General features: G+C 34.2%; 12 protein-coding genes and 1 other RNA gene. 1 reads left to right on the forward strand and 12 read right to left on the reverse strand.

Features of this window, described 5'->3' with window-relative positions; all coding sequences use genetic code 11:
* Positions 1-57: 57 nt before the first annotated feature.
* Both parC and parE read right to left on the reverse strand, forming a co-directional pair.
* A complete protein-coding gene (gene parC, locus QVO42_RS01280) occupies positions 58-2,607 on the reverse strand; it encodes a DNA topoisomerase IV subunit A (protein WP_022424386.1) in 2,550 nt (849 codons plus the stop codon).
* 10 nt (positions 2,608-2,617) lie between these two features.
* Positions 2,618-4,549, reverse strand: a complete 1,932-nt coding sequence (parE, locus tag QVO42_RS01285) for a DNA topoisomerase IV subunit B (protein ID WP_022424387.1) — start codon at positions 4,547-4,549, stop codon at positions 2,618-2,620.
* 104 nt (positions 4,550-4,653) lie between these two features.
* Here parE and plsY point away from each other — a divergent pair, with 104 nt between their 5' ends.
* Positions 4,654-5,262 carry a glycerol-3-phosphate 1-O-acyltransferase PlsY gene (plsY, locus tag QVO42_RS01290; RefSeq protein WP_022424388.1) on the forward strand — a complete coding sequence of 203 codons (609 nt, stop codon included), beginning with the start codon at positions 4,654-4,656 and terminating at the stop codon, positions 5,260-5,262.
* Between the two features lie 14 nt (positions 5,263-5,276).
* Here the strand turns inward: plsY and QVO42_RS01295 are convergent, their stop codons facing one another.
* The 10 genes from QVO42_RS01295 to QVO42_RS01340 all read right to left on the reverse strand — a co-directional run bounded on the left by QVO42_RS01295 (position 5,277) and on the right by QVO42_RS01340 (position 15,027).
* Entirely contained in the window at positions 5,277-5,909 is a 633-nt protein-coding gene (locus QVO42_RS01295) for a histidine phosphatase family protein (protein ID WP_022424389.1), read from the reverse strand.
* Positions 5,910-5,936: 27 nt separating this feature from the next.
* A complete protein-coding gene (locus QVO42_RS01300) occupies positions 5,937-6,140 on the reverse strand; it encodes a YneF family protein (protein ID WP_006506632.1) in 204 nt (67 codons plus the stop codon).
* 123 nt (positions 6,141-6,263) lie between these two features.
* On the reverse strand, positions 6,264-8,234 hold the full coding sequence (gene tkt / locus QVO42_RS01305; protein WP_022424390.1) for a transketolase: 1,971 nt from the start codon (positions 8,232-8,234) through the stop codon (positions 6,264-6,266).
* A gap of 97 nt (positions 8,235-8,331) precedes the next feature.
* The gene (locus tag QVO42_RS01310) at positions 8,332-8,559 is read right to left on the reverse strand and encodes a DUF896 domain-containing protein (RefSeq protein ID WP_022424391.1); all 228 of its coding nucleotides are present in this window, start codon (positions 8,557-8,559) and stop codon (positions 8,332-8,334) included.
* Between the two features lie 30 nt (positions 8,560-8,589).
* Positions 8,590-8,747: non-coding RNA, 6S RNA (ssrS, locus tag QVO42_RS01315), on the reverse strand.
* A gap of 34 nt (positions 8,748-8,781) precedes the next feature.
* Complete coding sequence (gene yfmH / locus QVO42_RS01320) at positions 8,782-10,074, reverse strand: EF-P 5-aminopentanol modification-associated protein YfmH (RefSeq protein WP_022424392.1); 1,293 nt, start codon at positions 10,072-10,074, stop codon at positions 8,782-8,784.
* Entirely contained in the window at positions 10,046-11,338 is a 1,293-nt protein-coding gene (gene yfmF, locus QVO42_RS01325) for an EF-P 5-aminopentanol modification-associated protein YfmF (protein WP_022424393.1), read from the reverse strand. Before yfmF ends, yfmH begins: the two co-directional genes overlap by 29 nt.
* A gap of 86 nt (positions 11,339-11,424) precedes the next feature.
* Positions 11,425-12,387 (reverse strand): ABC transporter permease, encoded by a 963-nt coding sequence (locus QVO42_RS01330; protein WP_022424394.1) that lies wholly within the window; start codon positions 12,385-12,387, stop codon positions 11,425-11,427.
* On the reverse strand, positions 12,384-13,502 hold the full coding sequence (locus QVO42_RS01335; RefSeq protein ID WP_022424395.1) for an ABC transporter permease: 1,119 nt from the start codon (positions 13,500-13,502) through the stop codon (positions 12,384-12,386). Before QVO42_RS01335 ends, QVO42_RS01330 begins: the two co-directional genes overlap by 4 nt.
* Positions 13,492-15,027: an ABC transporter ATP-binding protein gene (locus QVO42_RS01340; protein ID WP_022424396.1), complete on the reverse strand. Its 1,536-nt coding sequence runs from the start codon at positions 15,025-15,027 to the stop codon at positions 13,492-13,494. Before QVO42_RS01340 ends, QVO42_RS01335 begins: the two co-directional genes overlap by 11 nt.
* Positions 15,028-15,314 lie beyond the last annotated feature (287 nt).

Raw genomic sequence — 15,314 nt, forward strand, 5'->3', positions numbered from 1 at the left:
TCTTAGGTCATTTTACACTATTTTTATTCAATTATATAGAAAAAACAAGGATATTTCCTACTTTTCATCAAGATAATCATCCATTGAAATGAATTCGAACTCAGTATCAGGGTCCCCTTCCATTTCATCAAAGAGATTTGGATCTTTAATTGTAAGATCTACTTTATTTTCTTCTACTTTCTTTTGTACATGCTCTTTAATAATCATAGAACGAGTGAGATGTACATCATCAATAAAGTCAAATGGACATTGTTTTAAAGTATTGGCCTTAGCACTTAGTGCACCAAAGCTAATATCTTTAGATACAATCTTCATTGTTTCTGTACCACTCTTAACTATAAATTCATCCTGTGGATTAGAGATGAATCCAGTAAAGATTTTAGTTGGTTTAGTCTTTAATGACTTAAATAGTAATGTTCCCTTTGTTGCACGATGACATGCTGGAATATCACTGATATGTATACGTTTGAAATGTGCAGGGTTTAAAATAAGCAATAAAGAAGAGACAACTGAAGGATCAAAGACACACATAAAGGCCACTTCATCATCACGCATATTAATACCCTTTACACCACCTGCTTTTACACCTAATACAGATATTTCATCTTCACTATATAAAGTGCCATATCCTGCTTTAGTGACAGTAATAATACCCTTTGTTCCATCACTGATATCAACACTCACTAATTCATCATTGTCTTTCAAGTTCATACATTTTAATGGCTTAGAGAAGCGGCTGACATTAAAGTCTTTAATACTTACGCGTTTAATTTGTCCATTCTTACTTGATAAGACAACATATTGGTCTAAATCGAATGATTTTACAAGAATATTACCAATAATCTTCTCATCATTACCTAATTTAATTAAATAACTTAGATGTTTGCCTAAATCCTTCCACTTGAAGTCTTCTAACTTATAAACAGGGACAAAACAATAGTTACCCTTGTTAGTAAATGAAAGAATAACATCGAGTGTATTGGCTTCAAATAGGTCAACAAGCATATCCGTATCTTTCTTACCAAATGTATTTTCATCAGATGCCTTATAAGAACGTGTAGAAATCTTTTTGAAATATCCGTCACGTGTAATAGAAACATATACATCTTCAGAAATAATCATTGCCTGCTGATTGACAGATGTATCCATGATTTCATCTTTGATTTCAGTGAGACGAGGTGTTGGATACTTCTTCTTAATCTCTTTTAACTCATTTATAATTACTTTTCTTAATACTTTTTCACTATTTAAAATCGCATTTAAGCTTTCAATAAGAGCCTGTAATTCTTTCTGTTCATTCTCTAAGGATACAATATCAGTATTTGTCAAACGATAAAGCTGTAAAGTTACAATGGCTTCTGCCTGTCTTTCAGTAAAGCCAAAAGCATTCATTAAATTCACTTTTGCATCTGACTTATCTTTAGATGCACGAATTGTTTTTACAACTTCATCTAGAATAGAAATAGCTTTAATAAGCCCTTCTACAATATGCTCACGTTCCTGTGCTTTATTAAGATCAAAAATAGAACGCTTAGTAACGACTTCACATTCATGTTTGATATATCCATCAAGGATATCTTCAATACCCATAAGTACTGGACGCTTATCTTTGATTGCAGTCATATTATAGTTATAGTTCTTCTGTAAATCTGTATTTTTAAAGAAGTAGTTTAATGTATTTCTTGCATCAACATCTTTCTTTAAATCTACCGCAATACATAATCCATTACGGTCAGATTCATCTCTGACTTCAATGATTCCATCAATATCACGATTAAACTGAATTTCAGCCATCTTTCTTACAAGTTCAGCCTTATTGACTTCATAAGGAATTTCTGTAATAAGAATCTGATTGATATTCTTCTGTTCAACAATTTTATAACGTGAACGGACAACAACCTTACCACGACCAGTTCTTAAGGCTGTCGCAATATCACTTGCACCTTCAACTATAGCACCTGTTGGAAAATCAGGCCCTTTAATAAATTGATGAAGATCATCAAATGAACAATGAGGATGTTTAATACGGTAAATAGTAGCATCAATCACTTCCTCTAAATTATGAGGAGGAATATCAGTGGCATAACCAGCTGAGATTCCTGTGGCCCCATTGACTAATAAGTTTGGATACTTTGCGGGAAATACAGTTGGTTCATATTCAGTATCATCGAAGTTAAGTGCCATCGGCACTGTTTCTTTATCTATATCTTTAATTAAATCTAACGCAATTGGTGCGAGACGTGCTTCAGTATAACGCATGGCAGCAGCTGGGTCATTATCAATAGACCCGTTATTACCCTGCATATCTACTAAAGGCATGCGCATCTTCCAGTCCTGTGATAAACGTACCATCGCTTCATAAACAGAAGAATCACCATGAGGGTGATAATTACCAATAACTGTACCAACAGTCTTAGCTGACTTACGATATGGCTTGTTAGGAAGATTTCCTTCTTTCCACATAGCATATAAAATTCTTCTTTGTACTGGTTTTAATCCATCTCTTACATCAGGTAATGCACGATCCTGGATAATATATTTAGAATAACGTCCAAAGCGGTCACCCATGATATCCTCTAAGGACATAATAATATTTTTTTCTGTCATGTTTGATCACCTATCCTTCCATAAAGAAGCTATCTTCTAATGAGAACTGTACATTGTTTTCAATCCATTCACGTCTAGGTTGTACTTTATCACCCATTAATACAGAGACACTTCTTTCTACAATTGCAGCATCATCGATAGTGACCTGAATAAGAGTACGAGTTTCAGGGTTCATAGTTGTTTCCCATAACTGTTCTGCATTCATTTCACCAAGACCTTTGTAACGCTGTACATCATAGCCTCTTCCCATTTTCTTACGAGCAGCTTCTAAATCCTTTTCATCCCAGCAATAAATAACATTATCTTTCTTGCCAGACTTCTTAGAAACCTTATAAAGAGGTGGCATGGCAATATAAACCTTACCTGCTTTAATCAAACCACGCATATAACGATAGAAGAATGTAAGCAATAAGATCTGGATATGTGCCCCATCAGTATCGGCATCGGTCATGATGATAATCTTATCATAAGCACTATCATCCACATTAAAATCAGCACCTACACCTGCATTAATTGTATTAATCATTGTACTGATTTCTTCATTTTTTAAGATGTCTGCCTGTGTTGCTTTTTCTGTATTAATAACCTTACCACGAAGTGGAAGAATAGCCTGGAATTTACGGTCTCTTCCCTGTTTTGCACTACCTCCGGCAGAATCCCCTTCGACAAGATATAATTCATTCTTACGCTTATTTTTGGATTGTGCAGGTGCTAACTTACCACTTAAGAATTTTGCTTCACGGTTATTCTTACCTTTTCTTGCCTGCTCCTTAGCTTTACGTGCTGCCTGTCTTGCATTAGCTGCCTTGATCATCTTTTCAATCAGTTTCTCTGCAATATCTTTATTTTCTTCTAAGAAATAAGTAATACGTTCAAAAGTCACATTTTCTAGAATATTACGGGCAATAGGAGAACCAAGCTTAGATTTGGTCTGACCTTCAAACTGAAGATACTTTTCTGGAATCTTAACAGAAATAATTGCATTCAATCCTTCACGTACATCACTACCTTCAAGATTCTTATCTTTTGTTTTTAATAAAGTATATTTTCTTGCATATTCATTAAATACTTTAGTTAAACCAGAACGGAATCCTACTTCATGTGTACCTCCATCTCCAGTACGTACTAAGTTAACAAACGAAATAATATTTTCCTGATAACTTTGTGTAAACTGCATCGCAATTTCTACTTCTATTTCATTATTAGTATCATCAAAAGAAATAATAGGTGAAACAGCTTCTTTATCATTATTGATCCAGTCAATAAATTCTTCTAAGCCCTTTTCATACTGATATATTTCATCTTTATCAGTACGTTCATCAATAAGTTCTATTGTCATTCCCTTTAATAAGAATGCATCTTCACGGAGTCGTTCACTAATTGTCTGGAAACTAAATGTTGTGGTAGAGAAAATAGATGCATCAGGCTTAAAATGAATAATAGTACCTGTCTTATTAGTTTTTCCTACTTTTTTTAACTTTCCAATTTTTGTAGAACCATTTTCAAAGCGCTGTGTGTGAATCACACCATCACGATGGACAGTCACCTCTAAAAATTCACTTAACGCATTGACGACAGAAGACCCTACACCATGCAAGCCTCCTGAAGTTTTATAGCCACCATCTTCAGAGAATTTACCACCTGCATGTAATACAGTAAGAATAACTTCTGTAGTTGGCTTTCCTGTTTCTTTATTAATACCTGTTGGCATACCACGGCCTTCATCTTCGACCGTCACGCTATTGTCTTTATGTAATGTAACTGTGATCTTCTTACCATAACCAGCAATGGCTTCATCAATAGAGTTATCAACAATTTCCCATACAAGGTGGTGTAAACCACGAGAATCAGTTGAACCAATGTACATTCCTGGTCTTTTTCTTACGGCTTCTAGCCCCTTTAATATTTGAATATCGGATTCATCATAATGTGTATTTGACATGAGCATACCTCCTCAACTTGACTAGTATAACACAAAAACGTTTTTTTAGGAAAGTTTGATTTTTTGTAGTATTTATGTATAATGAATTTTTGTGAGGTGAGTCGATGAAATATTTAGTTATAATCATCTGTTTATTAATAAGTTATCTATATGGTTCAATACCTTTTGCATTAGTCATTGGTAAAGTGTTTTATAATACTGATGTTCGTCAATATGGATCACATAATCTAGGTGGTACCAATGCAGGAAGAGTACTAGGCAAAAAAGCCGGAATGACAGTCATTTTACTTGATGCAACAAAATGTATCATTACTATCCTATTAACAGGATGGATTGCGAAAGTATCTGGTATTTCAGCTAATATCATTTATCCATGTGCACTATTCTGTATGATTGGTCATTGTTATCCTATCTTTGCGAATTTTCAGGGTGGTAAGGCTGTATCAAGTGCAATCGCCTATACATTAATGACTAATATATATGGTTTTATTATCGCAGTTGTGGTATTCTTAATTACATTAAAGACAACTAAGTATGTATCTTTATCTAGTATCCTTGGTGCAACAGCTGTACTTATTGCATCACCATTTATTGGATATTCTACAACTGGAATCATTACTAATATATGTGTTGTCGCACTTATTGTCTATAGACATCGTGCAAATATTATTAGAATAAAAGAAGGAACAGAAAATAAAGTCAAATGGTTTTAGCCATTTGACTTTATTTATTTAGAAAATGATTCATTTGACTGGTGTGGAAGGAAATCATTATTTCCATAAACTTCGACATTAAACTCGCCATTACTATAATTCACAATTGTTTCAGAACAGCCATCCACAACAGGACTATTGACTTTAATATAGTCAATTCTTTCAAGGTTCATGATAGTGGCCATAATAATAGTAAAACAGAAGCCATGAGTGACAATAAAGACATTATCATAAGGCTTCTTTACAAGATCATTTAAGAAGTCTTTAACTCTTTCTTCAATTTCATCATAGGTTTCCCCTTCTGGAATACCATTGGATATTTCAGGATGACACCATAAATCATGATAAGTTTTCTTATATTCCTCTGGAATTTCATTAATTTTCTGTCCTTCTAGTATTCCAAAGTTCATTTCTCTAATGCGTTCATCAGTAATGATGGGCTGCTCATCAAACAAGAGTTTTGCAGTATCATAGGCACGCTTAATAGGACTAGAATAAATAGCATCATAATGGTTATTCTTGATATGTTCTTTTAATGCAAGAATATTGTCCATGCCTTCAGGACTTAAAGGAGAATCTTTACATCCTTGAAGTCTTTTTTCTTTATTCCAAAGCGTTTTAGAATGTCTCGTAATTGTAATTTTCATATTAAATAAAAATAAGGGTATTATCCCTTATTTATACTGATCATTCACACTTTTCATGATTCTCTTGATCTGAGTTTCGCTAGGTTTACGTCCCATTTCCATAAACATAGCACGAATCATTTTTTCTGAAATTGGTGGGTTTTTCTTTAATTCTCTCTTGAACATCCATCTTGCAAAGAAGAATCCAACAAGAGCACCAATAATTGTAGTAATAATATATCCTGCTACCATTGTAAATACCTCCGTTAACGTTAAATAATTATATCAAACTAGATTATGTTTGTAAATTGTTTTAGTGTTTTAGCACTAATTAAAGAGAGAATATCCTAAGATACCCTCTCTTTTTAGTTGTTTTTATAATGAATTGTATTCTTTTACTACGTTTTCTACAGTAAAACCATATTCTTTAATGACTTTGCTTGCTGGAGCACTCGCACCAAAAGTATCAACTCCCATAGTCTTACCATCTAAACCTACATATTTATGCCATCCAAAATCAGATAACATTTCTACAGAAAGACGCTTTCTGCAGCTATTTGGTAAAACGGATTCCTTATATTCGTCGCTCTGTGCATCAAACAAGTTCATTGAAGGCATAGAAACAACACGTACTGAATGTCCCTGTTTTTCTAATTCTTCCTGTGCATGAATAGCAAGACCCACTTCAGAACCAGAAGCGATAATGATACCTTCTAAGTCACCAGATTCTTTTCTAGCAATATAAGCACCATGTAATACATCTTTATAAGTAGAATTTGTAAGGTTTTCTACTGGCTGTCTAGTAAGAATTAATGCGACTGGCATATTCTTTGTTTCAACAGCAATCTTCCAAGATGCAAGCATTTCATTTGCATCAGCTGGACGTAATACTTCGACATCAATACTGCTTCTAAGCATTGCAAGCTGTTCAACAGGCTGATGTGTAGGGCCATCTTCACCAACTGCAATAGAGTCATGTGATAATGGAAGAATGATTGGACATTCCTGTAAAGAACCCATTCTTAATGCTGCTTTAAAGTAATCACTGAATACTAAGAAGCCCCCTGCTGAAATCTTAACACCCTTATGTAATGTCATACCATTCATGATAGACACCATTGCGAATTCTCTGATACCAAAATATACATTTCTTCCAGTATAGTCTTCACAGCTAAATCTTCCTTCGCCCTGGATTGATGTCTTAGTAGATGAAGATAGATCTGCAGTACCAGATAAGAATGTAGGGTTTTGCTTAGCAACTTCCTGAATAATTCTATGAGAAATATTACGAGTCGCTTCTGTATAACCAGGTTTGAATTCCTTTTGAAGTTCTGTAATATCTAAATGATAATTACCTTCAATAGCATTTTTATATTCTTTATATTCTTCTGGATACTTTTCAGCATATTCTTCAACAGTCTTTAACCATTTCTTATATGCTCTTGTGCCACGGTCTTTTACGTTCTTCTTGAAATCAGCATAAACTTCATCAGGAACATAGAAAGGATCATGGTCAAATCCATAAGATAACTTAGCATTCTTACCGTCTTCTTCACCTAGAGGTGAACCATGAACTTTATTAGTTCCCTGGTTGCAAGAACCATAACCAATAACAGTTTTCATGATGATAATAGATGGTTTGAATAACTCTTTCTTAGCACGCTTTAATGCACGGTTGATAGCTTGAATGTCATTACCATCAGCCACTTCGATAACCTGCCAATTCATTGCTTCATATCTCTTCTTTACATTTTCACTGAATGAATATGAAAGAGGACCATCAAGTGTTACTTCATTGGCATCATAGATAACAATTAACTTACCTAATGAAAGATGACCAGCAAGAGATGATGCTTCATAAGTCACACCTTCCTGCATATCACCATCACCACATAATACATATGTGTAATGGTCAACAATTGAACAATCTTCCTTGTTGTACTTTTCTGCAAGGAACTTTTCAGCAATTGCCATACCTGTGGCTGTAGGAACCCCCTGACCTAAAGGCCCTGAAGATGCATCTACACCATCTGTGATAGTGATTTCTGGATGTCCAGGTGTTTTTGACTGCCACTGTCTGAACTGTTTTAAATCATCAAGACTTAAATCATAACCAGAAAGATGTAATAAAGCATAAAGTAAAGAACTAGCATGACCACTTGCAAGAACAAAGCGATCCCTATTTTGCCAACTAGACAAAGAGGGATTTATGTTCATCACCTTAGTAAACAATGTGTATAAAGCAGGTGCGCCATCTAGAACCATACCTGGATGACCAGAATTTGCCTTATTGATCATGTCAATACAAAGCGATCTTATTGTAGCGATCGATAAATTCGAATCCATTTCGAGTACCTCCTAATCACCACCATTATACATAATTTTATTGATGTGTAAACCATTTTTTACGCAATAAAAAAGACAATCTTTTCACAAAGACTGTCTAATTTACTTTTTTATGCATTCTTGCTTTTGCAGGAGTGACATCGTTACCATTTGCATCAACAACTTTGATACTCTGAAGCTGCTGTTCAAAGCCTCTTCTAAATTCTTTTAGGTATTTTTGTCTAAGCTTCTGCTGACGAACCTGTTCTTCAGGTGTAAGACCTACTGTCTTCTTTTTATGAGCAAGTGCATTAATTTCATCGATGAGTTTCTGATCAATAGCCATAATGACCCCCCTGTAAAATTTAAACAAATGAAAAGACCTAAGAGGCGTTGATTATCCCTGTTAAATACAGGTGGGCACCTTGTGAAAAACTTTAGGATCCCTACTCGTAGCAGGTCTTCAACACCGTCTTTCAAACAATCAGGTTCCCTTATCAAAAATGTAGGAAATCCATATACTCTCAGGTCACCACCATTATAGCATAAGCACCTTTTTAGTCAACATCTAGGCGTTATCCTTAAGTGGTCTGACAATAAAATTAGATGTTAAATCCTTGCAAAATAGAGGTAAAATATTTTTAATGTCATCGATAGTAAGAGCCTGATAGGCCTCAAATAGATCAAATAAATTAATACCTTCTAAATAGTACTGGCTAAATAATGAAGCAATTGTTTCAATAGAATTGAAGAAGCCAATAAGAGTTCCAATGTTATTTCTTTTCATTCTATTGAATGCTTCTTCATCCAGTGTCATATGAGGAATATCTTCAATAAGTTTATGTATATGAGATAGAAGTTCCTCAGGTTTAGGACTATCTCCTGCAAAAATAATATGAGAGAAATCACGTTCCTGTGAGAAGTTAGTGAAGAAAGAATCATTGATGAGTCCCTTCTTAGTCCATTCATCTCTTAAATCACTGCTCTTAGAGAATAACATATCCATGAAAATATAGAATGAAAGTTGTCTTTTGAGTTTTTCTTCAGGTGATTCAGGCACATTGTTGACTTTTATTGCAACATTGACCTTAGTCATAGTAACATCCATCTCATTTTCTTCATAAGCTTTAAAGATGGTTTCTGGTTCATTATGATCCCCTCTTACAATTGGTGGCATATCATTGAAATCTTTCTTTGCCTGATTATCTCTAATAATAGACATGAGGTGTTCTGGATCAAAGTTTCCTGACACAAATAACATCATATTCGATGGATGATAGAATGTATGATAGCACTTTTGTAAGATGTCATAATCAATTTCTGCCACTGTTTCAACAGTACCGGCAATATCAATTCTAACAGGATGATTATGATAAAGGTTGCTGATGGCACCAAAATAACCACGCCAGTCAGGATCATCATTATACATGCCTATTTCTTGATTAATGATGCCCTTCTCTTTTTCAATACTTTCAGGTGTAACATTGAGTTCCTGAACAAAATCTAGTAATAATTCAGTACATTCATCAACATTTGCAGCTGTATTGAACAAATAAGCAGTACGGCTATGAGAAGTGAAGGCGTTACTGCTCGCACCAAGTGCAGCAAACTTTTCTGAGGCATCTCCATCTTCCATATCAAACATTTTATGTTCTAGAAAATGAGCGACACCATCAGGTACTGTGATTAAATCTGTTTCTCCTAGAGGAACAAAGCTACGGTCAATAGAACCAAAACGTGTTGAAAATAAACCATATGTCTTAGTGAAACCATCCTTAGGCATGAGATAGACATTAAGTCCATTGCTCATTTTTTCATGATATACAGTTTCTTTAATTGTTGGATAATAAGTTTTCTTCATAGAACTCCTTTCCAGTTAAGAAATAGATTGTATCTAGTTCTATACTTTGAGCACATTTGATGACATCTTCTTTAGTGACATTTCTAATCGCATTCTGCTTATCTTCAATTGTATCCTGACTATTAATAATATCTCTTCTCCAGTTGAATGAGATAATGGCATCAGGATCATCATCTACTTTAGATAATGCATTGATAAGCATTGTCTTTACCATTGATAATTCTTCATCAGTGATATGCCCAGCTTGTAAGTCTTTGATCTGTTTTCCAATTAACTCTTTAGTCTTATCATAATTATTCATATCAATACCTGCTGCAATGGTCATAATACCATTCATCGGATCATAACTTGAATGAATAAAGTAACATAAGCTGTTCTTTTCTCTGACTACCTGGAATAGTCTGGATTGAGAATAACCTCCTAATAAATTAGAAAATACGCTCATTGCAGCTGTATTTTCACTTAAGGTACAACAGTTTGCCTTATAACCCATAACGAGCTTAGACTGGACGATATCCTGTTTTTCAATAATATCTAAAAGATGTTTACGATCATTTTGATACATATAGGCACTAGGATAAGGATCATGTTTCACTTCTGGGAATTGTAGCTTTTCTTTGAAGATAGAAATAATACTTTCATCTATATCCCCTACTACATAAACATGCTTATCATCATTTTGAATCATATCTTTATATGTTTCTACAAGAGTATAAGCATTGATGTTATCCATATCCTCTATATAACCTGTAGAACGTAATCCTAGCACACTTCCTCTGCCCATATAATCTACCATACGATCAAAGGCATAGCCCATCTTATCGTCCATATCAGCCATAATACGATATGTGATTTCTTGTTTTTTAAGTTCAGTCATTTCTTCATCGAAATGGTTATCCACTATATAAGGATGATTCACTAATTCATTTAATAAATCTACCTGTTTAATGAGTAGATTTTCATTGATAGGAAGGAACTCCTGATTAACACATGTATTCTTAAAAGTAATAATATGGCCTTTACCTGCTGAAGAAATATTAGCAGAAAGATTTGCACCATATAAATCTTCTAGTGTTCTAGATAAGTCCTTTTGTGTTGGATGCTTCATAGTTCCAGTGATCATTAAAAATCCTAGAACACTTCTACTTGTGACTGTTTCTCTTGTAAAACGTCCTTTAAAACGAACAGAGATTGTAATATCTTTAAATTTCTTAGATGAAATCAAGTGAAGTTGATATCCATTCATTTGATAGATCTTGTTCATTGTATACCTCTTTTCTTTCTCTATTCATTATAACTTTTTTGTATAGTAGTGCAAGAAAAAAGGACTCCCTAGGGAGTCCGACTCTATTAACGTTTAGACTTATCGTAAGGCACACCATCTGCACGAGGCGCAGCTGAGTTCTTAGATGTGAATGCTAATAGAATTAAAGTGGCAACATATGGAATTAATTTATATGTTGTATCAGGTAAAGACATTTTAGCAAGTAATGGAACTGAGTTATATGTATAAGACAATGTCTTCATGAAACCAAAGAAGAATGCTGCACCAGCAATTCTTAATGGTGCCCAGTTACCAAAGATTAATACAGCTAAAGCTAAGAAACCATAACCAGCAACAGTGCAGGTGAATTCTGTAGAGATAGGTAGAATATAAATAAGTCCACCCATACCAGCTAAGAAACCAGAAATACCTACACCTAGATATCTGATCTTATAAACACTGATCCCTGCAGCATCTGCTGCCTGAGGGTTTTCACCACAAGAACGGATTCTTAAACCAGTCTTAGTTTTCATAAGGAAATACCAAGAAATGATAAGAATCGCAATGCCTAGGAATGTAGTAAAATAGCAGTTCTTGAAGAATAAATCACCAAGTACTGGAATACTACTAAGTCCAGGAACTTCAGAAATTCTGAATTCATTAGTGAATGAAACGTTCTGCATACCATCCTGTACAGTTTTTGCGATGAAGATACCAAGTGCTGGAGCAAGCATATTTAATGCAGTACCAGAAATAGTCTGGTCAGCACTTAAATGAATGGCTGCAAAGGCATGAAGCATACTAAATAGTATACCAACAATACCAGAAATAAGTAAACCTGTTAATAATAGTGGCAGACCATGAAGAATATCATTAGACTGCATATAATTTAAATAGAATACACCAGCAAAACCACCAATGATCATAATACCTTCAAGGGCTAAGTTAACAACACCACTTCGTTCAGAGAACATACCACCCAAAGCAACAATCATTAATGGAATGGCAAATAGTAAAGTCTGAGCAAAAAGGAAATAAACTATACTCATTCTGTTTTACCTCCTTTATTCTGTATTTCTGCTTTTCTCTTTTTATTTCTTTGATAACGTTCTAATAAGGCTTTAATGAATAATGTGAATGAAGCAAAGTAGATAATAACAGCAACGATAATATCAATAACTTCAATTGCAATATTAAGTGCCTGCATATAGTTACCACCAACATTCATATAACCAATGAATAAGGCAGCAAAGATACAGCCAATTGGATTAGAGAAACCAAGTAAGGCAACTGGGATACCGTTCCAGCCTTCGTTTGGTAATGTTTCTGTGATTGGTAATGTTTTACCAGTACCACATAAGTAAGTTAAGGCACCACCTACTCCAGCAAAGAATCCTGAAATCATAAGGGCTAAAACGATACATTTCTTTTCGTTCATACCTGCATATCTTGCTGCATCTTTATTGAAACCACATGCTTTTAGTTCATAACCAAAAGTAGTTTTATTCATGATAAACCAAGCAAGTACACAAAGTAAGATTGCAATGATAATACCAAGGTTAACACGATCACCAAAGATCTGATTTAAGCCAAATCCAGGAATACTACGTGCTTTAGATACAGCATAACTTTCTGCACCAGTAGAGTTGTAGATAGTGGCTTTAATACCCTGGATAACAAGTAACATACCAATATAGTTACACATGATACCAGAAATAACAACGTTTACATTACGAGCAGCCTTTAAGATACCAGGAATAAGTGCCCATAAAGCGCCAGCAATTCCAGCTCCTAAAATAGCAAAAATCCAAACTAAGTTATCTGGAATAAAAGTTGCTCTTAATGCGATAAATACAGCAGTGAAACATCCTACTAAATACTGTCCAGGAACACCGATATTAAATTCACCACATTTATAAGCAAATGAAACAGATAGACCTGTCATCATGATTGGTACAGCTAAATAAATAACCTGTCCAATACTAGATAACCCTTCTCTAAAGCCACCTGTTAATAAAATAGATAATCCCTGTAATGCATCACTAGGATTAGCAATTAAGATAATGATAAAACCAACGACTAGCCCCATTAAAATTGCGATTAAAGAAGACACAATTGATTTGAAGCTGGCACGTTCCATTAAAGCGGGTTTATTACTTTTCATAACCTTCTCCTCTCTTAGAACCTGCCATATAAAGTCCTAATTCCTGAATAGTAGTCTCTTTTGGATTAAGATCCGCAACGATTTCCCCTTCATACATCACTAAAATACGATCTGATAAGTTCATAACTTCATCAAGTTCAAGTGACACAAGTAATACTGCTTTATTGTTGTCTCTTGTCTTAACAATCTGCTTATGAATAAATTCAATAGCCCCAACATCTAGACCACGTGTAGGCTGTACTGCAATAAGTAGGTCATCATTCTGTTCTACTTCCCTTGCAATGATAGCTTTCTGCTGGTTACCACCGGACATACCACGTACAATAGAATTTCTACCTTCACCAGAACGCACATCATATTCTTCAATAAGACGATCAGCATAAGTATTCATTGCGTCAAAATTAATAATGCCATGATTCTGGAAGTCTTTCTTATAATATGATTTTAAAATCAAGTTTTCACCAAGAGTATAATCAAGAACTAACCCATGTTTATGACGGTCTTCTGGGATATGAGATAAACCATGATCATTACGATAACGAATACTCTTATGTGTAATCTCTTCATCATTTAAGTAAACATGACCCATATTAGGCTGTTCTAGACCTGTTAAGTTATAAATCAACTCACTCTGACCATTGCCATCAATACCAGCAATACAAACAATTTCACCTTTTCTTACTTCAAATGAAACATCATTTAAAAGAAGTTTATCTGAAGTCTTAGGCTGATAGCTTAAATGGTCCACTTTTAATACAACATCAGATGGTTCATGATCATCTTTAGTGACTGTTAAGTTTACCTTATGACCAACCATCATTTCTGATAACTGTTCTTTAGTCACATCAGCTACATTGACTGTACCAACATAACGCCCCTTACGAATGATTGTACAGCGATCCGCTACTGCTTTAATTTCATTTAACTTATGAGTAATGAAAATGATGGATTTACCTTCCTTAATAAGTTCCTTCATGATTTTCATTAACTCATCAATTTCCTGTGGAGTGAGTACTGCAGTAGGTTCATCAAAAATCAAGATATCATTATTTCTATATAACATCTTTAAGATTTCTACACGCTGCTGCATACCAACAGTAATATCTTCAATCTTTGCATCTGGATCAATGTTTAAATGATACTTCTCAGATAAGCCCATCACCTTCTTACGCGCATTATCTGTCTTGAGCTTACCAAATAAACCCTTTTCTTCAACCCCTAAAATAATGTTTTCCAAAACAGTGAAATTATGAACAAGTTTAAAATGCTGATGCACCATACCAATGTTATATTTATTGGCATCATTTGGGTCATTGATTTTAACGCTTTGTCCATTAATCTTTATTTCACCCACATCAGGCTGATAAAGACCAAATAAAATACTCATCAAAGTAGATTTACCGGCACCATTCTCACCTAATAAAGCATGAATTTCGCCTTTTTTTACTTGAAGAGTAATATCGTCGTTTGCTTTAATACCAGGGAATTCTTTTGTGATATTAAGCATTTCAATAGCATATTCCAATATTCTCACCTCTGACCATATTATACTATAAATTGTTCACTTTAAAAATAACTAAATGTATTTATGAATATAAAGAAACCTATACAAAATAAGAAATTTGATAGGAGCTTTGAATGATATTAATGTATATATGTGTTAAAAGTACTAATATGATAGGATTTGGTAAGAGAGATTATGACTAAAATAAAAAAAACGAAACAGGGTAGTAAAAGATACTACCACAATCGTTCAGATTATATCGCTTATTTTTATAAAATTAGATAATATGAAATGACCTCCTAGTTGTC

Source organism: Catenibacterium sp. CAG:290 (assembly GCF_000437715.1).
GTDB classification, from domain to species: domain Bacteria; phylum Bacillota_I; class Bacilli_A; order Erysipelotrichales; family Coprobacillaceae; genus Catenibacterium; species Catenibacterium mitsuoka_A.